Source organism: Ruegeria sp. D4 (assembly GCF_056534475.1).
Genome location: NZ_JBQFPJ010000006.1, coordinates 64,209 through 81,174 on the forward strand (window position 1 = coordinate 64,209; position 16,966 = coordinate 81,174).

Here is a 16,966-nt window from a genome sequence, read left to right on the forward strand (position 1 = left end):
CGCGTTACCCAGTTGCGCCCGTTAGGCCCTCCTTCGATGCGACGTAGAAAGAGTGGCGGGCGGATAGCTTGCCGTCAGATGTTAGAAACAGCGCGCCTTGTCTGGCAAGAAAAACTGCCTGTATGATACACCATTAGGCACCCGCGACTTGTGAATGTCGCTTTTTCATAACGGTCAGTCGGTTGTTATTAAAGCGATTTTTGGTAGAATGGGTCTGCCGTCCCCGAAGCACCTTCTGAAAAAGCCGAATAATCGCCGCCGATTTTTCCGGCATTTCAAAGCTGCGGTTCCTGCTTTTGCAACTCCGCCGGGTGGGATAGCGTAGACGGCATGAGCAGTTCCCCTCGATTCATTCACCTCCGCGTTCACACAGAATACTCTCTTCTCGAAGGCGCTGTGCGGCTGAAAAAGCTGCCCGCCCTGTGCGAGAGGATGGAGATGCCTGCCGTTGCCGTGACGGACACCAATTCCATGTTCTCCGCGCTCGAGTTTTCGGTAACGGCCAGCGGTGCCGGTGTGCAGCCGATCATGGGCTGTCAGGTCGATCTTACCTATGTGCAGTCGCAACCCGGCGAAAAACCCAAGGCGCCCGCGCCGCTGGTGCTGCTGGCGCAGTCCGAGGTTGGATATGAGAACCTGATGAAGCTCAGCTCCTGCCTTTATGTGGACAAGGGCGGGCAGCTTCCGCAGGTGACCTTGGATGAACTGGCCGACCGCTCAGACGGCCTGATCTGCCTGTCCGGCGGTCCCGACGGGCCGGTCGGGCGGTTGCTGCAACAGGGGCAGCGCCCGGCGGCAGAGGCTTTGGTTGACCGGTTGGCCGCGATGTTTCCGGACCGGCTTTATATTGAACTGCAACGCCACCCGGGCGAGGATGGCCAGCCCGAAGCGGAACGTCTGACCGAGCGTGGCCATGTCGAGATGGCCTATTCCAAGAACCTGCCGCTGGTCGCCACAAATGACGTCTATTTCCCCACCTCGGATATGTATGAGGCGCATGATGCGCTGATCTGCATCTCGGAAGGGGCTTATGTCGACCAGCAGGAAGGCCGCCGCCGTCTGACCGCGCAGCATTATTTCAAGTCGCAGCAGGAAATGGTGACCCTTTTCGCCGATCTGCCCGAGGCGATCGAGAACACGGTCGAGATCGCGCGACGCTGTGCCTTCATGGCCTATCGCCGCGATCCGATCCTGCCGAAATTCGCAGATGACGAGGTTGCCGAACTGCGTCGCATAGCAAATGAGGGCTTGCAGAAACGTCTGGCCGTGATTCCGCATGCCGTGACGCCTGAGGAGTATCAGGAACGGCTGGATTTCGAACTGGGCATCATCGAAGGGATGGGTTTCCCAGGTTACTTCCTGATCGTTGCGGACTTTATTCAATGGGCCAAGGACCACGACATTCCGGTGGGGCCGGGGCGGGGGTCGGGCGCGGGTTCTCTGGTGGCCTATGCGCTGACGATTACCGACCTTGACCCGCTACGCTATTCACTCCTGTTCGAACGCTTTCTGAACCCGGAGCGGGTCTCGATGCCTGACTTCGATATCGACTTCTGCATGGACCGCCGTGAAGAGGTGATCCGCTACGTGCAGCAGAAATACGGGCGCGACAAGGTGGGGCAGATCATCACTTTCGGCGCGTTGCTGTCCAAGGCCGCCGTGCGCGATATCGGGCGGGTGTTGCAGATGCCCTACGGCCAGGTGGACCGCCTGTCCAAGATGATCCCGGTTGAAGGCGTTAAACCCGTTTCCATCGAAAAGGCGCTGAAGGACGAGCCGCGCCTGCGAGAAGAAGCGCGCAACGAAGAGGTCGTGGACCGCCTGCTCACCTACGGCCAGCAGGTCGAAGGGCTGCTGCGGAACGCCTCGACCCACGCGGCGGGTGTTGTGATCGGGGACCGCCCGCTAGACGCGCTGGTGCCGCTTTATCAGGATCCGCGGTCCGACATGCCCGCAACCCAGTTCAACATGAAATGGGTCGAACAGGCCGGGCTGGTGAAGTTCGACTTTCTGGGTCTGAAGACGCTGACCGTGATCCAGAACGCGATGGATCTGATCTTCAAATCCGGGCGGCCCCTGCATGTGGCGGCGGATGGTACGGAGCTCTATGAACCCGCCGAAGGGGCGGAAAACCAGATCAACGCCATTCCGCTGGATGACGAGGCCACGTATAAACTCTATTCGGCGGCTAAGACGGTGGCGGTGTTCCAGGTGGAATCCTCGGGCATGATGGATGCGCTGAAGCGCATGAAGCCGACCTGCATCGAGGACATCGTGGCCCTTGTGGCGCTGTACCGTCCGGGCCCGATGGAAAACATCCCGACCTATTGCGAGGTCAAGAACGGGCTGCGCGAGATCACCTCGGTTCATCCTCTGATCGACCATATCCTTGAGGAAACACAGGGCATCATCGTTTATCAGGAACAGGTGATGCAGATCGCGCAGGTGATGGCGGGGTACAGCCTTGGTGGCGCGGACCTGCTGCGCCGCGCGATGGGTAAGAAGATCAAAGAGGCGATGGACGCCGAGCGCCCTAAATTCGAAAAGGGCGCGGGTGAGAATGGCGTGGATGCCAAGAAGGCCAGCGAGGTTTTCGACCTGCTGGAGAAGTTCGCCAACTATGGTTTCAACAAGTCCCACGCGGCTGCCTATGCAGTGGTCAGCTACCAAACCGGTTGGCTGAAGGCGAACCACCCGGTCGAGTTCATGGCGGGGGTCATGAACTGCGATATCCACCTGACCGACAAGCTGGCCGTTTATTTTGAAGAGGTCCGCAAAGGGCTTGAGCTTCCTTATGTGCCGCCCTGTGTAAACCGCTCGCTGGCGACGTTCGACGTTGTGAACGGAGAGCTGGTTTACGCGCTGGGCGCGCTCAAGAACGTAGGCGTCGAGGCGATGAACCTTGTTGTCGAAGGGCGTGGGGACAAGCCGTTTGTGAACCTCTTTGACTTTGCCCGCCGGGTCGATTTGAAGAAGGTCGGTAAACGTCCACTGGAAATGATGGCGCGGGCGGGGGCCTTTGATCAGCTCGACAAGAACCGCCGCCGCGTCTTCGAAAGCCTTGAGCAACTGGTGCAGTACTCGGCGGCGATCCACGACCAGAAGAACTCGAACCAGGTGTCGCTGTTTGGTGAGGCCGGGGATGATCTGCCCGAACCGCGGCTTTCCGCGACGCCCGACTGGTTGCCGGCAGAACGCTTGAGCGAAGAGTTCAAGGCAATCGGCTTCTATCTTTCAGGCCACCCACTGGACGATTACATGCCTGCGCTGAAGCGCAAGCAGGTTTTGACCCTGGACGAAGTGACCGAAAAGGCGCGTTCCGGCCCTTTGATCGCCAAGATGGCCGGTGTCGTTGCCGGACGACAGGAGCGCAAGTCAGCGCGCGGCAACCGCTTTGCCTTTGCACAGCTTTCTGATCCGACCGGAGCTTATGAGGTCACGCTGTTCTCGGATACGTTGGAGAAATGCCGGGAATTTCTTGAAACCGGCGCGCAGGTGGTTCTCACCGCCGAGGCGACGATGGAGTCGGATCAGTTGAAACTGCTCGGGCGATCTGTTGGGCCAGTGGACTCGGTGGTGGCCGAGGCGGGCGCAACCGGGCTGCGCATCTTCGTGGATCAGCCGCAGGTTCTGCCCACCGTCGCCAAGGTTTTGGAAGACGCTGCCGGTGCAGCCAAGGGCGCGGCGAAGGGGCCGATCCATCTGTGTCTGCTTGACCCGGGCTTGCCTGGGGATGTGGAAATGGATCTGGGGCAGGATTTTCCGATCAACCCGCAGATCAAAGGCGCGATCAAATCGCTGGATGGCGTGATGTCGGTCGAGGAAATCTGACGTCCAACGGCTTGTTGCCAGAAGATTGCCACCAAGCTAGGCTGGAATTCTACCTATATTCATTTGGGTTAAGTCATGGGAGGACGCCAAATGGGGATTTCAGGAAGACGTCTGGGAATACTGGTCGCTGCTGCTGTGGCGTCACTGGCATTGTTGCCCGCAACTCAAGCTTTGGCGGATAAGGACAAGCAGGAAGACGCGCTCAAAGGCGCTTTGATCGGCGCGGGCGTTGGTGCTTTGGTCGGCGATGGCAAAGGGGCCGCTGCGGGGGCTGTTGTCGGGGCCATCATCGGCGCCAATAAAAAGTGACCACCGATCCCAAAATAGGATCGTTGCCCAATTTGAGAGGACTTGCCATGCGTTTTCACGGGTTCAAACTGATTTCGATGGTCGCTTTTATCGCCGCGCCGGGATTTGCGCTGGCCGATGACGAAGCGGACCAGATGATGCAGGAAGCGCTGCCGCTGATGTACCATACCTGCGCATCAGTCATCGAAGAGGCAGACGGGAATGACGAGTACGTCCTGGACGTGGTCGGAAAGATGACGGCCCTGTCTCTGTACAATCGCCAGATCGACATCGAACAATACGCCGCGTCCGAGGACGACAAAGCCAAGCTGCGCGAAACCTTCCTGGCCGCGCTGACCGAAGGATGCACCGGGGACGAGGATGCGCTGCTGGGCGGTGTTGTGGACAGTGCGGTGAAATCGACGCTGGGACTGTAACCCTTTAGTAATGCGGCGGGCGCTCGTCGCCGAATACGACACCGCCGGACCCTTCCTGCGCGCGCTCAGCCTCACGTTGCAACAGCATCTCAACTCTGCGGGTCAGGCGTTCAATCTCGGTTTGTTGCCGCGTGACAACCGCGTTCAGGTCTTCGACTGTACGGGTCAGGTGGGCGATCTGTTCTTCCAGATGCTGCATGGGTGGCTCCTGTCTCTGGGGCTGGTCATAGCGACCCTGTGACGCCGTGGCCAGAGAAAGCGCGCCTTGCCCCGAAACAGACCATGGGATAGACCGCGCGCGGAACAAGAAAACTCCCAAGGACGCCCCACATGGCCAAGCCCAAGAAACAGCCCCGCCCCAAGGCCGAGACGCCGAAAGGGTTCCGCGACTATTTCGGCCAGGAAGTCACGCAGCGCACCGAGATGCTGCGGGCTATTGCGGACGTCTATCATCGGTACGGGTTTGACGCCCTGGAAAGCAGCGCAGTGGAAACTGTCGAGGCGCTGGGCAAATTCCTGCCCGACGTGGATCGCCCGAACGAAGGCGTGTTTGCGTGGCAGGAAGTGGACGAGAACGACAAGGGCGACTGGATGGCCCTGCGTTACGACCTGACCGCACCACTGGCGCGGGTCTACGCACAGCACCGCAACGATCTGCCGACGCCCTATCGCCGTTATGCAATGGGGCCGGTCTGGCGGAACGAAAAGCCGGGTCCGGGGCGGTATCGCCAGTTTTATCAGTGTGATGCCGATACGGTCGGTACGGCCTCAATGGCCGCCGATGCCGAGATCTGCGCCATGCTGTCGGATACGTTGGAAACCGTCGGCATCCCGCGCGGCGACTATCTGGTGCGGGTGAATAACCGCAAGGTTCTGAATGGTGTGTTGGAGACCATCGGTTTAGGAGACGTAAAAGCGGGGCAAACAGCAAGTCCTCAAGAAGCGTTTAATAAACAAGTTCAGAAATACAATCACATCGTTGTGAACAACGTACTTCGTACTATCGACAAGTTTGACAAGGTCGGTGAACAGGGCGTTCGCGAGTTGCTAACGCGCGGACGCAAGGACGCTTCGGGAGCGTTTATCGCAGGTGCCGGTCTTAACGAAGAACAAGTTAAACCAGTGATCGATTTCCTTACGGCACGCGGCTCAACTAATGCCGACACTTTGCTAAAACTGATGGTTGCGGTTGGAGATAGCGCGATAGGTGCTGAAGGAATCGCTGAGCTTCAGGAAATTGTGCAACTACTTGCATCACAAGGTTACGATGAGGACCGTATCGTCATTGACCCGTCAGTGGTGCGCGGATTGGGCTACTATACAGGCCCTGTCTTTGAGGCCGAATTGACCTTTGAGATTTTCGACGAGAAGGGACGTAAAAGGCAATTTGGTTCCGTTGCAGGGGGAGGGCGCTACGACGATCTGGTTGCCCGTTTCACGGGGCAGAAAGTGCCTGCTGTTGGCATCTCCATCGGTGTTGATCGCCTGCTGGCCGCGTTGCGGGAAAAGGGCCGCATCGCAGCGCAGGCCACTGGCCCCGTGGTTGTCACCGTCATGGACCGTGACCGCATGGCTGATTATCAGGCAATGGTCGCGGAACTGCGCAACGCAGGCATTCGGGCCGAAGTTTATCTGGGCAATCCCAAGAATTTTGGCAACCAACTGAAATATGCGGACAAACGGAACTCTCCGATTGCAGTGATCGAAGGCGGTGACGAAAAGGCGGGTGGCATCGTGCAGATCAAGGACCTTATCCTGGGCGCGAAGATTGCCGAAAGCGCCACGCTCGAGGAATGGAAAGAACGCCCCAGCCAGTTCGAAGTGCCGCGCGGCGATCTGGTCGCCAAGGTGCGTGAAATTCTGAACAGTCAGGACTGACGCATGCCCAACCGCTCTCAGATTCAGGCCCGCGCCGCGATGATGCGCGTCCGGTTCGAGGCCGCCGGGGCGCAGGTGGTCGATCCGCCTTTGCTGCAATCGGCAGACTTGCTGCTGGATCTCTACGGCGAGGACATCCGCGCCCGGGCCTATGTGACCTCGGACGCGCTGCGCGGCGAACAGATGCTGCGCCCGGATTTCACCCTGCCCGTGGTGCAGATGCACATGAGCGAAGGTGCCGAACCCGCGCGCTACACCTATTCGGGCGAGGTTTTCCGGCGTCAGGAACACGATCTGGACCGCGCAAACGAATACATTCAGGTCGGGTACGAGGTTTTTGATCGCGACGATCCCGCCGGAGCGGACGCCGAGGTGTTCTCGCTTTTTGCGCTGCAGCTTCGTGGTCTGCCCCTGCGCGCAGCCACCGGCGATATCGGTATACTGACCGCAGCCGTTCAGGGCCTGAGCACGACTGAACGACGTAAGGCCGCGTTGATGCGGCACCTGTGGCGACCCCGCCGGTTCCGTGTTCTTCTGGACCGGTTTGCCGGACGTAAACCCGCTCCGGCGGGCCGGGACGCTTTGTTGGACGCGTCCGATCCGATGACATTTGAATCCCCCATGATCGGCAAGCGGCGCTCATCGGAAATCGAAGCCCGCATCGCGGCACTGCGCGAAGACCGCGAGACGCCTCCGATTTCGGACAGCGAACTGGCCGGTCTGGAGACGCTGCTGAATGTCCGCGAAACGATGCCTTTCGCGCTTGAGCGCTTGCGCGATGTGGCCGTTGATCTGCCGCAGATCACCCCTGCGCTGGATCGGCTCGAGGCGCGGATTGCCTCGCTTCAGGCGCGTGGGGTCGACGTGGAACGGCTGGATTTCGAAGCCGCCTATGGCCGGACATCCATGGAGTATTACGACGGGTTCGTATTTGGCTTCTACGCCGAAGGCCGTCCCGATCTGCCGCCCATCGCAACCGGCGGACGCTATGACGCGCTGACCCGGCAACTGGGCAACGGCGCGGAAATTCCCGCAGTGGGTGGTGTCCTGCGCCCCGACCTGATGCTCGAGATCGAGGAGGGCGCAAGATGAGCCTGAAACTGGGCGTTCCCTCGAAGGGCCGGCTGATGGAAAAGACCTTCGCCTGGTTTGAAAAGCGTGGCATCACCCTGTCGCGCAGTGGATCAAACCGCGAGTATTCGGGCAAGGTTGAGGGGATCGACAACGTATCGCTGATCCTGCTGTCGGCGGGGGAGATTCCGCGGGAACTTGCAGCAGGGCGGATCCATCTGGGCGTGACGGGAACGGACCTTGTCCACGAAAAATTGCCCCGCTGGGAACAACAGGTCGAAGAGATCGCGCCATTGGGGTTCGGAAATGCCGATTTGATCATTGCGACACCTGCCTGTTGGGTCGATGTGGACACGTTGGACGATCTGGATGCTGCAGCGGCGGCGTTCCGCAAGGTGCACGGCCACCGGCTGCGCATTGCCACCAAATATCATCGGCTGGTGCGTGAATTCCTGACCGAGGCGGGCGTGGCCGACTACACTCTGGTCGACAGCCAGGGCGCGACCGAAGGCACGGTGGTGAATGAAACCGCCGAGGCAATCGCGGACATCACGTCAACCGGGGAAACCCTGAGGGCCAACCATCTGAAAATCCTGTCGGATGGACTTATACTGCAGTCGCAGGCGACACTTTGGTGCAGCCGCGTCGCGAGCTATGACGCTGATGACAAGGCCGTTCTGTCCGATCTGCTGGACCGGCTGGGCTAATTACAGCACACCAATCTCTGCCAGCGCGCGGTTCAGATCATCGGGCAGGGCATCGTCCTGCTCGCGTCCCTGTGGCAGATCGGCCGGAGTATCCTCGGGTTTCAGATAGCGCCAGCCTTGAAACGGGCGTTTCAGCGCGGTCTGCGTACGGTGTATCTCGGGGTCCAGCACGATGGCACAGCGGCGGATGCCGTCTTCGCCGCGTACCTCGTCCAGCCGCAGGATGCGTTGGCGGCACTGGATGACGCCCTTGATCACCCAATAGATTGATCCGCCGTTCAGAATTTCGGCCTCACGCTTGGGCCACATACGGGTGACGTGGCGCGGGCAGCCGTCCTCATAAAGCGCTATGCGGCCGTCCTGCCACGCCATCAGCGTGTCTACGCTTTCCGAGCCGACGGATAGTTTTATGAGGTTTACGTACTTATCCACAGCTTTCCCACAGAGTCGTCCCGAAGTGCATCTTTATATTGTAGCTCGTAAGGCGCAGTCATCAAGGTGTTGTGGTAGGGGCAGGGTTTGGGGTAGTCTGGATACCTCTTTCAGTACAGGGAATCACCAATGAGCCGCTTTGCCGCCCCCATCGCCGAGCAGATCTGGGATATGAAATACCGCTTTAAAAAGGCGGATGGCACGCCCATCGACCAGACGGTCGAGGATTCCTGGCGGCGCATCGCCCGCGATCTGGCGCAGGTCGAGAACGACCCGGCGCATTGGGAGCAGAAGTTTTTCGAGGCGCTGGAAGACTTCAAATACCTGCCAGCGGGCCGCATCACCGCAGGCGCAGGAACCGCGCGGCGTGTGACCCTGTTCAACTGCTTTGTCATGGGAACAGTGCCTGACAGCATGGGCGGCATTTTCGATATGCTGAAAGAGGCCGCCCTGACGATGCAGCAGGGTGGGGGGATTGGCTATGATTTCTCGACCATCCGTCCGCGGGGCGCGGATGTGCACGGGGTCGCGGCGGACGCATCCGGTCCGCTGTCGTTCATGGATGTGTGGGACGCGATGTGCCGAACCATCATGTCCGCCGGATCGCGCCGAGGCGCGATGATGGCAACCATGCGGTGTGACCATCCGGATATCGAGCAGTTCATCACCGCCAAATCCGACCCGGCCCGTCTGCGCATGTTCAACATGTCGGTGCTGGTGACGGATGCCTTCATGGAGGCGGTCAAGGCGGACGGGCCGTGGGAGCTGGTGTTCGGCGACAAGATCTATCACACCGTTCAGGCGCGCGATCTGTGGAACAAGATCATTCAGGCGACCTATGACTATGCCGAACCGGGTGTGATCTTCATCGACCGGATCAACCAGGCCAACAACCTTAGCTACGTGGAAACCATCGCGGCCACGAACCCGTGTGGCGAACAGCCTCTGCCGCCCTACGGCGCTTGCCTGCTGGGGTCGATCAACCTGGCGCGACTGGTGGCAGAACCGTTCGAACAAGGTGCCCATCTGGACGAGGCGGCGATGCAGGAACTGGTCGCCACGGCGGTTCGGATGATGGACAATGTGGTCGATGCGTCAAAATTCCCGTTGCCTGAACAAGCCGCCGAAGCACAGGCCAAGCGCCGTATCGGCCTGGGTGTGACCGGGCTGGCGGATGCTCTGCTTATGCTGGGCCTGCGCTATGGCTCAGACGAGGCGGCGCGTCAGACCGAGCGCTGGTTGCACGCGATAGCCCGCGCCGCGTATCTGGCGTCGGTGGACCTGGCAAAGGAAAAAGACGCGTTCCCCCTGTTCGATGCCGAGAAATATCTGGCCAGCGGCACGATGCAGAAGATGGATGACGATGTGCGCGACGCAATCCGCGAACACGGTATCCGCAACGCTTTGCTGACGTCGATTGCACCGACCGGAACGATTTCCCTGTACGCCGGGAACGTGTCGTCAGGGATCGAGCCGGTCTTTGCCTATGCCTACACGCGCAAGGTGTTGCAGAAAGACGGATCGCGAACCGAGGAAGAGGTCGTGGATTACGCCGTGCAGATGTGGCGCGACAAGTTCGGTGACGAGGCGTTGCCAGACTATTTCGTGAACGCACAAACTCTGACACCGCTGGATCATGTGAAGATGCAGGCTGCCGCGCAGAAGTGGATCGACAGCTCGATCTCCAAAACGATCAACTGCCCCGAAGACATCAGCTTTGATGCCTTCAAGGACGTGTACATGCAGGCCTGGGATCAGGGCTGCAAGGGCTGTACCACCTATCGCCCGAACGATGTGACCGGATCGGTTCTGACCGTCTCGGAAAGCTCGGACAAGGCACCCGGCGAAAGCGCCGACGCCCCACACGAAGCCGATGGCGGCGATGTCATCTACATGTCCGAACCGCTGGACCGACCCCAATCGCTGGAAGGTTCAACCTACAAGCTGAAATGGCCGGACAGCGAGCACGCGATCTATCTGACGATCAATGACATCGTGATCGCGGGCCGTCGTCGACCATTCGAGGTATTCATCAACTCGAAGAACATGGAGCATTACGCCTGGACGCTGGCCCTGACCCGCATGATCTCGGCCGTGTTCCGGCGCGGTGGCGACGTGTCCTTCGTGGTCGAGGAGCTGAAAGCGGTGTTCGATCCGCGCGGCGGCGCCTGGGTCAAGGGCAAATACATCCCCTCGATTCTGGCGGCGATCGGCGGAGTCATCGAGCAGCACTTGATCAACATCGGCTTTCTTGAGGGCGAAGGCATGGGCTTGAAGTCCGACCCGCAGGCACAGGTGGTGAACATGGACGCACCACGCGGAAAGGCCTGCCCTTCATGTGGCCAATTCGACATGGTGATGATCGAAGGTTGCATGACATGCCGGAGCTGCGGGCATTCCAAATGTGACGGATGATGCTTGAGCCGCGCTGTGAACCGCCAGGCAATACGAACCCATTTCGGCGGTTTTGGCACCCATTAACAAGGTCAGTAGCGCCTATTATTCGAAAATCTGAGCCCAAAAAGGGAAATAAGACGCCGGGTCATTAATCGCCGGCGCCTTGGTTTTGTTGGTTCGAGTTTGCTAGTGCGCGCCGAAGCCAGACGATAATTGAAGGCAACAGGCGTCAGAAAGCGAAATCTACTGCGCCTGCCGTCAATGTTTGAGTTGCGCGGAACGAGCTTTTTAACGTGCAGACGAACCCAAAACCCAATTTCGGAGGCAGCAGCGGTTGTCCGGGGCAGCTTCACGCAACATGGGCAATAAAAATTCTCGCTGATGTTGCAACAGGCAATACGGCGGAGCTTGGAGCCGCCTCAGCAGGTGTCACGAACTGGTTTTGCGCGCCGTCAGTTGTTTCTGAACAAATGCGTTCTGATGAAAAAGAGGGTTCGACACATCTCGTGTGTTTGCCTGTGTGGCGGGTTTGCAAGGAAGCATTTGCCGTGTTTTGAAAGTTTGTCACACGACCGCACGCAAGAGACCGTTGTTCATGATGGCCAGCACCTGGTACATCTCTTCCCGAAGCTGCTCATTGCGCCGCTTGTCTTGGAAGCGTTCGACAGAAAGAAACCCTTCTATATCGAATTCCGGATCAATCGTGGCCAATCGTCGAATGGCGCGATTCAACCGCTCTGGGTCGCCTAAATGCAGGGCAGCTGCGGCTCGATATGCGGCTGCGCGCCGGGTCCTTCGTGGGAATGCTGTTGCTGCCTGAAAACAGGCTTCCCAGTCCCCCAAAACATAATGCGCAATGACGCCCACTTCCCGGCAATACTCTGGAAGGAACGGGTCAAGAGCTTCGGCGCGCCTTTGGAAGACCAACCCCTTTTCTCCGTCGCCCAGATAATTGTGAACATTGCCCGCGTGCGCCACTATGTACGCGTGGTTTGGCGTAATCTCGAGCGCGCGCGTGTAATGATAAAGCGCATTGTCAAAGTCCTCTTTGTAAAGGGACAGTGACCCCATGATCCGATGCACTTCAGCATCATTACAGTCCAGTTCCAAAGCGCGCCGCCCCATTTCCCAGTAGCGGTCTTCGTCCTTTATCCCAAGCCATTCGTCCCGCGTTGCTACAGCACAGGCCAGCCATGCCTGAGCGCGACCGAACGCCGGATCTTTTTCCAAGGCTCTATTAAACCACTTAATGGCGGATTCGGCATTCTCGCGTGTGACCCCGCCAATGCGGTGATGGTGAAGCCCTCGCTTCAAGCAATCATAAGCCGCCATGTCTTCCGTAGGTTTTTCCCGGGCAGATTTTTCCGCTTGCCGCTCGACGCGACCCGCGACGGCGGCCGAGATTTTGGCAACCATATCGTCCTGAACATCGAACAATTCGTGCACGTCGCAGTCGTAGTTTTCGGACCAAACCTGCGCACCACGAGCCGCATCAAAAAGATGCGCGGAAATCCTCACGCGGTTTCCCAAAACCCTTACGCCCCCCTCAACCGCATACCGAACACCCGTTTCGTTACATATCGTTTCTGGCGCGCAATCGCGTCCTTCCAACGAGAAGCTGGCATTTCGTGAAATCACGAACAACTCGGTGAAGCGGGAAAGCTCTGTGATAACGTCTTCTGTAAAACCTTCCGCAAAGTACTGCTGCTCTGGATCGATATTGCGGTTCTGGAAGGGAAGAACAATAACACCGTTATCACGTTGCTGAGGCTTGGCAGCCTGTGATTGAGGCAAGCCTTTCGTAAGCATGCAACTGTGCAGTCCGAGGTCTCCCTCAATCGCATAAAGTTCGATTGCATCTTCAATATTTTTGAAACGCCGGTGACCCATGGGCATGAACCGCACCTGCGCCCCACGTTTGGCTTGTTCGAATACTGCGCTTGAAACCAGAACTCCGCCCGGCTCAGCCTCTGCCTGAATGCGCGCGGCGATATTCACACCGTCTCCCAGAAGATCTTTCCCATCAACAATCACATCGGCAAGATGTATGCCGATCCGCAACTGGAGGCCGATTTCCTGTGCGTTATGAGGGGCCGATAGTTCACGCTGCAATTCAAAGGCCCCTCGGACCGCTGAAACCGGACTGGTGAACTCCGCCAACGCTCCATCACCAGCCCAGCTTATGACCCGAGCACCATGACGCTCCGCCAAATCGCTGACGATATCCCGCAATCGCTTAAGGCGCTTAACTGTGTCCGCTTCAGAGCGTTGCATCAACGCGGAGTATCCGACAACGTCCGTCGCAAGCACTGTGGCAAGACGCCGTTCCATTCTGATCTCCCGGCTAACAAGCTTTAGCAGTATATCATTTTGAAAGACTTAAATCGATTGTTCCCAGTGGGGACCGGAGGAAAATCAGAAAGAATGCTGAATGCCAAAGCGACAGCAAGCGGATTGAAGGCCAATGGCAAAACTTGTTGCTTCCAGCTTATAGGCAAGCTTTGAAAAAGCCTCCGCAAGGGATCTGGCTGTTCGACTTCGTTGAGCCTCGCCTTGCATACCAATCACGCTGCGTCGGTGGCCTCCAAAGCGATTGGCAAACGTCTGTGTCCTAGTTCACAGACCTCTCCTGTGATGGCGGTTAACGTAAGGTCAGACACAGGAGATCGATATGCTTCGTCAGACCTCAAACGCCACGTTTGCACAGACCGCACACACAGCAGGTTTCGTTCGCCCATTGGTTCGTATCCTGCGTCTTTGTACCCAGATGCAGCAGCAAGTGAACCGCTACCATTAACATTCCAGTGAACTCCGAATTGGAACGAAGGTTCTTTGGCAAGTATTCGGGCTGGGGTGGACCCGTACCGATCCCAACACTTCGCTGAATGCGAACTATTTGCCGAAGTCGTGAGTTTTTATCAGCTTGCCTAGATAATCGCGTGTCTCAGCATCCCAAGTGCTCGGATCTTCTCCGTGCGCGATCACCGCGTGAAGTTCCATCAATTTCCATACTTCATCTTCTGTAGAAGCCACGACCTTGCCGGGGCAGGTTTCCATGCCGTCGCAGTCTTTGCAGGCGTACGAAAACGCAGTACTCATTGTGTTTTCCTCCAGTGTAACTCCGCGGTTCGTCTAAAACTCCTCAAACGTAGGAAGGCCGTCATTGAGCTTGATCCACGGTTGTTTGTGAGAAACGAAAATATGGGCCTTGGGCTCTGCAGCGGATGGATCGTCCAAGGTGGAAGCGGCAAACCAAGCGTCCTTACTCCAGTCCTGACCTTCGATCTCCCCCTCGGCTGCATAGGTCAGAGTGGTGCCGCACTGCGGGCAAAAGCCGCGCGTGACACCTGGTGTTTTTTGAACTGTTCGGATTTCGCCCTTTGTTACAGCAAAATCCTCGGACGCCACTTTTGCCCAAGTGACAAAAGCCCCGCCAAGTGCCATTTGACATGATCTGCAATGGCAATGGCCAGACCAGACTGGGGCCGTGTTAATCCGGTAACGAACTGCACCGCAGTAGCAACCACCTTCAAAACCTTGCATTTGGATAGCTCCTTTTGTTCGAGAGTTGGCGCGACACGGACGATAGTTTTTTCGCTAAGTCGGCGTGATAGAGTTCGACTGTCTTCACCCAAGCATTGCCAATTCGTCGCCGTTATGCGAGTCAATTGTTCTACCCATATATTAGAAAAACTATCATATGAATTGGTTGAACCTGCCGTCTTTGAACGCCCTCCGCGCCTTTTCTGCCGTGGCAGAAGTGGGCAGCTACACCTTGGCCGCAGAATGCTTGAACGTAACGCAAGCTGCAGTCAGTCAGCAGGTAAAGTCCCTGGAAAAGCACCTGGGCATACCTTTGGTTGAAAAACGTGGCCGAGGTATTTCGTTGACCTCTCAGGGGGAACGTTTGGCTCGCGAGCTCAGTATAGGCTTTGAAATTGTTGGCCGAGGCGTGGAGCGCGTAACAGAGGCAGCAACAAACCAGCCAGTACAGGTCACGATGTCACCAGCCTTCGCCGTGGAGTGGTTACTTCCGCGTATGGCTGAATTTCAACGCGCACACCCGGAAATTACACTTATGCTTAATCCAACGTCACAGTTGGTTGAACCTCGTCCGGGTGGGATCGACATAGCAATTCGATATCATGACAAACGTAGGCCAAGGCCGGATGAAGACCCGGTTCTGATTTCTGACATGATTGTCGTCGCTACGCCGGAATTGGTTGAAGGTAAGGACCTGAACAGTCCGGAATCATTAACGCAGTTTCTGTGGTTGCAAGAATTAGGAACAAACGAAGCGAGCGACTGGTTTACCTTCCACGGTGTCGTTCCAGAGCAGCCTCTCTCAGTCAATCACATGCCGGGTAACCTGATCATGGCTGCCGTTCGTAGGGGCGACGGCATTGCCTACACAGCGCGTGCTTTTTTTCAGGATGATCTTCAGGCAGGCAGAATGGTGGAGTTGTTTTCTGAGCCATTATTTGGCGTCTACTACATCCACACTCTGCCGGATCATCATCGACCGGAGGTAATGCTGTTTCTCAAGTGGCTCCGATCGAAGTCAGAAGTTGTGTCAACAGAGGCGGGTGTTTAGCGGGAAGTGCCAAAAAAACCAAATGCTCGCTGAAGCTGGTCGTTTGAGCCCTTTTGGAGAATTCCGCGCCCGCCGCGTATATCCGACTAAGACCAAGAATATTGGGAACAGGTCCGTATTCCTGCATTGTGATTGAGACAGCATCCGGGAGTGGGCTGTCGCAGCTTCATGTGCGCGGCATGAAAGAATTTGTCGTGTCCAGCGCAATTGGGATTCTCATTCCAAGCCACGATCACACTGTTGAAGCGGGAATTCGCAAAGGCAAGCCGAATAGATTGCGGCCACCCTAAAATGCGGTGTCAGACACCTGGATGCTTTTTTGTGACCGGGCGCAGAAGGTTTTGATGGCTTCGGTAAATAACCTCATGCGGCGGTTCATACGTCTGTTTTCAGCATGCACCAGAAAAATGCCCCAGTTTTCGATTTTCACTTCAGGTAGCACCTGAACAATGTCGTCTGAGTGTTGCAGATCTCCAAGGATGAAATTGGGAAGGCGGGCTATTCCTAATCCTTGCTTCACGGCGTTCAGCAAGAACGTCCCGCTGTTGGAGTTGAGGTATGGTTGGAACTCAAAGATTTCCGTCTTTCCGGGTGTTGAAAGAAACTCCCATGTTGCGCGGTGGGCTGATCCAAAGTACAACAACTGATGGTCATGGAGATTTCGCAGTTCTTTTGGGGCAGGATGAGTCTCCAGATACCCTCGGCTGCAAAACAGTCCATGCCAAACAGAGCCGACACGCGTTGCGAGTAGCTTGGCCTCAGGTTCGTTCGTTATCCGGATAGCCAGATCGAAATTCTCTCGGGACAGATCCACCTGGCGTTCGTCGAAGTTTACGGTGAGCCGGATTTGCGGGTATTTCCGCTTAAAGTCAAAAAGTGCGGGCTGAAGGAATGAAACACCAAACTCCAGCGGAACACTCACACTTAACGGTCCTTCGACCACGGCGGAAGTGCTTGTGAAATCATCCGTGATTTCATCCATATCCTGTAGCAGTCGGGTTGCTCTCTGAAACAGTTCGCGGCCGGTCTCGGTTATTTCCCAGTTTCCACGCTGCCGGTCGATCAGAACAGTTTCATAGCGACCCTCCAGCAGAGAAACCCTTCGGCTGACAGCGGATTTTGCAATTCCAAGGCTCTGGGCAGCCCGCGTTATGCTGCCCGCTTCTATGACTGCAACGAACAGTCGCATGTCTTCCATCTAGCCCACGGCATCGTTCTCCAAATTAGAACAAAGTGGGCTAATATTAGTCTCTGGGTTGAAGAAAATGAACCAGTTAGTCTGAAGCGAAACGATGCGGCACGTCTTAACACGTGGCACGGTTTGCGGCTTG

The 16,966-nt window shown here is 57.2% G+C and carries 14 protein-coding genes; 8 read left to right on the forward strand and 6 right to left on the reverse strand.

Annotated elements, in window-relative coordinates; all coding sequences use genetic code 11:
• Nucleotides 1–330: 330 nt before the first annotated feature.
• The 3 genes from dnaE (at nt 331) to ACR0MI_RS10695 (ending at nt 4,556) form a co-directional block, all read left to right on the forward strand.
• Entirely contained in the window at nt 331–3,831 is a 3,501-nt protein-coding gene (dnaE, locus tag ACR0MI_RS10685) for a DNA polymerase III subunit alpha (RefSeq protein WP_170614847.1), read from the forward strand.
• A 90-nt stretch (nt 3,832–3,921) separates the two neighbouring features.
• Nucleotides 3,922–4,140, forward strand: coding sequence for a YMGG-like glycine zipper-containing protein (locus tag ACR0MI_RS10690; RefSeq protein WP_170614846.1), 219 nt, complete (start codon nt 3,922–3,924; stop codon nt 4,138–4,140).
• Between the two features lie 47 nt (nt 4,141–4,187).
• Nucleotides 4,188–4,556 carry a hypothetical protein gene (locus tag ACR0MI_RS10695; RefSeq protein WP_170614845.1) on the forward strand — a complete coding sequence of 123 codons (369 nt, stop codon included), beginning with the start codon at nt 4,188–4,190 and terminating at the stop codon, nt 4,554–4,556.
• 4 nt (nt 4,557–4,560) lie between these two features.
• Here ACR0MI_RS10695 and ACR0MI_RS10700 read toward each other — a convergent pair whose 3' ends face one another.
• On the reverse strand, nt 4,561–4,755 hold the full coding sequence (locus ACR0MI_RS10700) for a SlyX family protein (protein ID WP_170614844.1): 195 nt from the start codon (nt 4,753–4,755) through the stop codon (nt 4,561–4,563).
• A 131-nt stretch (nt 4,756–4,886) separates the two neighbouring features.
• Here ACR0MI_RS10700 and hisS point away from each other — a divergent pair, with 131 nt between their 5' ends.
• Genes hisS through hisG form a run of 3 tightly spaced genes read left to right on the forward strand, consistent with a single transcriptional unit; the run spans nt 4,887 to nt 8,212 of the window.
• Entirely contained in the window at nt 4,887–6,434 is a 1,548-nt protein-coding gene (gene hisS / locus ACR0MI_RS10705) for a histidine--tRNA ligase (RefSeq protein ID WP_170614843.1), read from the forward strand.
• 3 nt (nt 6,435–6,437) lie between these two features.
• Complete coding sequence (locus tag ACR0MI_RS10710; RefSeq protein ID WP_170614842.1) at nt 6,438–7,526, forward strand: ATP phosphoribosyltransferase regulatory subunit; 1,089 nt, start codon at nt 6,438–6,440, stop codon at nt 7,524–7,526.
• Nucleotides 7,523–8,212 (forward strand): ATP phosphoribosyltransferase, encoded by a 690-nt coding sequence (gene hisG, locus ACR0MI_RS10715; RefSeq protein WP_170614841.1) that lies wholly within the window; start codon nt 7,523–7,525, stop codon nt 8,210–8,212. Before ACR0MI_RS10710 ends, hisG begins: the two co-directional genes overlap by 4 nt.
• On the opposite strand, the gene ACR0MI_RS10720 is transcribed toward hisG, so the two are convergent.
• Entirely contained in the window at nt 8,213–8,644 is a 432-nt protein-coding gene (locus ACR0MI_RS10720; RefSeq protein ID WP_170614840.1) for a DUF1489 domain-containing protein, read from the reverse strand. It lies immediately after the preceding gene.
• 129 nt (nt 8,645–8,773) lie between these two features.
• Here ACR0MI_RS10720 and ACR0MI_RS10725 point away from each other — a divergent pair, with 129 nt between their 5' ends.
• A complete protein-coding gene (locus tag ACR0MI_RS10725; protein WP_170614839.1) occupies nt 8,774–11,059 on the forward strand; it encodes an adenosylcobalamin-dependent ribonucleoside-diphosphate reductase in 2,286 nt (761 codons plus the stop codon).
• Nucleotides 11,060–11,605: 546 nt separating this feature from the next.
• Here ACR0MI_RS10725 and ACR0MI_RS10730 read toward each other — a convergent pair.
• The 3 genes from ACR0MI_RS10730 to ACR0MI_RS10740 form a co-directional block, all read right to left on the reverse strand.
• Nucleotides 11,606–13,372 (reverse strand): adenylate/guanylate cyclase domain-containing protein, encoded by a 1,767-nt coding sequence (locus tag ACR0MI_RS10730; RefSeq protein ID WP_170614838.1) that lies wholly within the window; start codon nt 13,370–13,372, stop codon nt 11,606–11,608.
• A 561-nt stretch (nt 13,373–13,933) separates the two neighbouring features.
• Nucleotides 13,934–14,140 carry a DUF1059 domain-containing protein gene (locus ACR0MI_RS10735; RefSeq protein ID WP_170614837.1) on the reverse strand — a complete coding sequence of 69 codons (207 nt, stop codon included), beginning with the start codon at nt 14,138–14,140 and terminating at the stop codon, nt 13,934–13,936.
• A gap of 33 nt (nt 14,141–14,173) precedes the next feature.
• A complete protein-coding gene (locus ACR0MI_RS10740; RefSeq protein WP_321254612.1) occupies nt 14,174–14,584 on the reverse strand; it encodes a GFA family protein in 411 nt (136 codons plus the stop codon).
• Between the two features lie 157 nt (nt 14,585–14,741).
• Between ACR0MI_RS10740 and ACR0MI_RS10745 the strand changes: the two genes are divergently transcribed.
• Nucleotides 14,742–15,635, forward strand: coding sequence for a LysR family transcriptional regulator (locus ACR0MI_RS10745; protein WP_170817166.1), 894 nt, complete (start codon nt 14,742–14,744; stop codon nt 15,633–15,635).
• 286 nt (nt 15,636–15,921) lie between these two features.
• On the opposite strand, the gene ACR0MI_RS10750 is transcribed toward ACR0MI_RS10745, so the two are convergent.
• Nucleotides 15,922–16,833, reverse strand: coding sequence for a LysR family transcriptional regulator (locus ACR0MI_RS10750; protein WP_480491805.1), 912 nt, complete (start codon nt 16,831–16,833; stop codon nt 15,922–15,924).
• Nucleotides 16,834–16,966: the final 133 nt, after the last annotated feature.

Bases quoted from the DNA above. Each gene is read 5' to 3' on its own strand.
- dnaE (WP_170614847.1), top strand. From the start codon at position 331: ATGAGCAGTTCCCCTCGATTCATTCACCTCCGCGTTCACACAGAATAC.
- ACR0MI_RS10690 (WP_170614846.1), top strand. From the start codon at position 3,922: ATGGGGATTTCAGGAAGACGTCTGGGAATACTGGTCGCTGCTGCTGTG.
- ACR0MI_RS10695 (WP_170614845.1), top strand. From the start codon at position 4,188: ATGCGTTTTCACGGGTTCAAACTGATTTCGATGGTCGCTTTTATCGCC.
- ACR0MI_RS10700 (WP_170614844.1), bottom strand. From the start codon at position 4,755: ATGCAGCATCTGGAAGAACAGATCGCCCACCTGACCCGTACAGTCGAA.
- hisS (WP_170614843.1), top strand. From the start codon at position 4,887: ATGGCCAAGCCCAAGAAACAGCCCCGCCCCAAGGCCGAGACGCCGAAA.
- ACR0MI_RS10710 (WP_170614842.1), top strand. From the start codon at position 6,438: ATGCCCAACCGCTCTCAGATTCAGGCCCGCGCCGCGATGATGCGCGTC.
- hisG (WP_170614841.1), top strand. From the start codon at position 7,523: ATGAGCCTGAAACTGGGCGTTCCCTCGAAGGGCCGGCTGATGGAAAAG.
- ACR0MI_RS10725 (WP_170614839.1), top strand. From the start codon at position 8,774: ATGAGCCGCTTTGCCGCCCCCATCGCCGAGCAGATCTGGGATATGAAA.
- ACR0MI_RS10730 (WP_170614838.1), bottom strand. From the start codon at position 13,372: ATGGAACGGCGTCTTGCCACAGTGCTTGCGACGGACGTTGTCGGATAC.
- ACR0MI_RS10735 (WP_170614837.1), bottom strand. From the start codon at position 14,140: ATGAGTACTGCGTTTTCGTACGCCTGCAAAGACTGCGACGGCATGGAA.
- ACR0MI_RS10740 (WP_321254612.1), bottom strand. From the start codon at position 14,584: ATGCAAGGTTTTGAAGGTGGTTGCTACTGCGGTGCAGTTCGTTACCGG.
- ACR0MI_RS10745 (WP_170817166.1), top strand. From the start codon at position 14,742: ATGAATTGGTTGAACCTGCCGTCTTTGAACGCCCTCCGCGCCTTTTCT.
- ACR0MI_RS10750 (WP_480491805.1), bottom strand. From the start codon at position 16,833: ATGGAAGACATGCGACTGTTCGTTGCAGTCATAGAAGCGGGCAGCATA.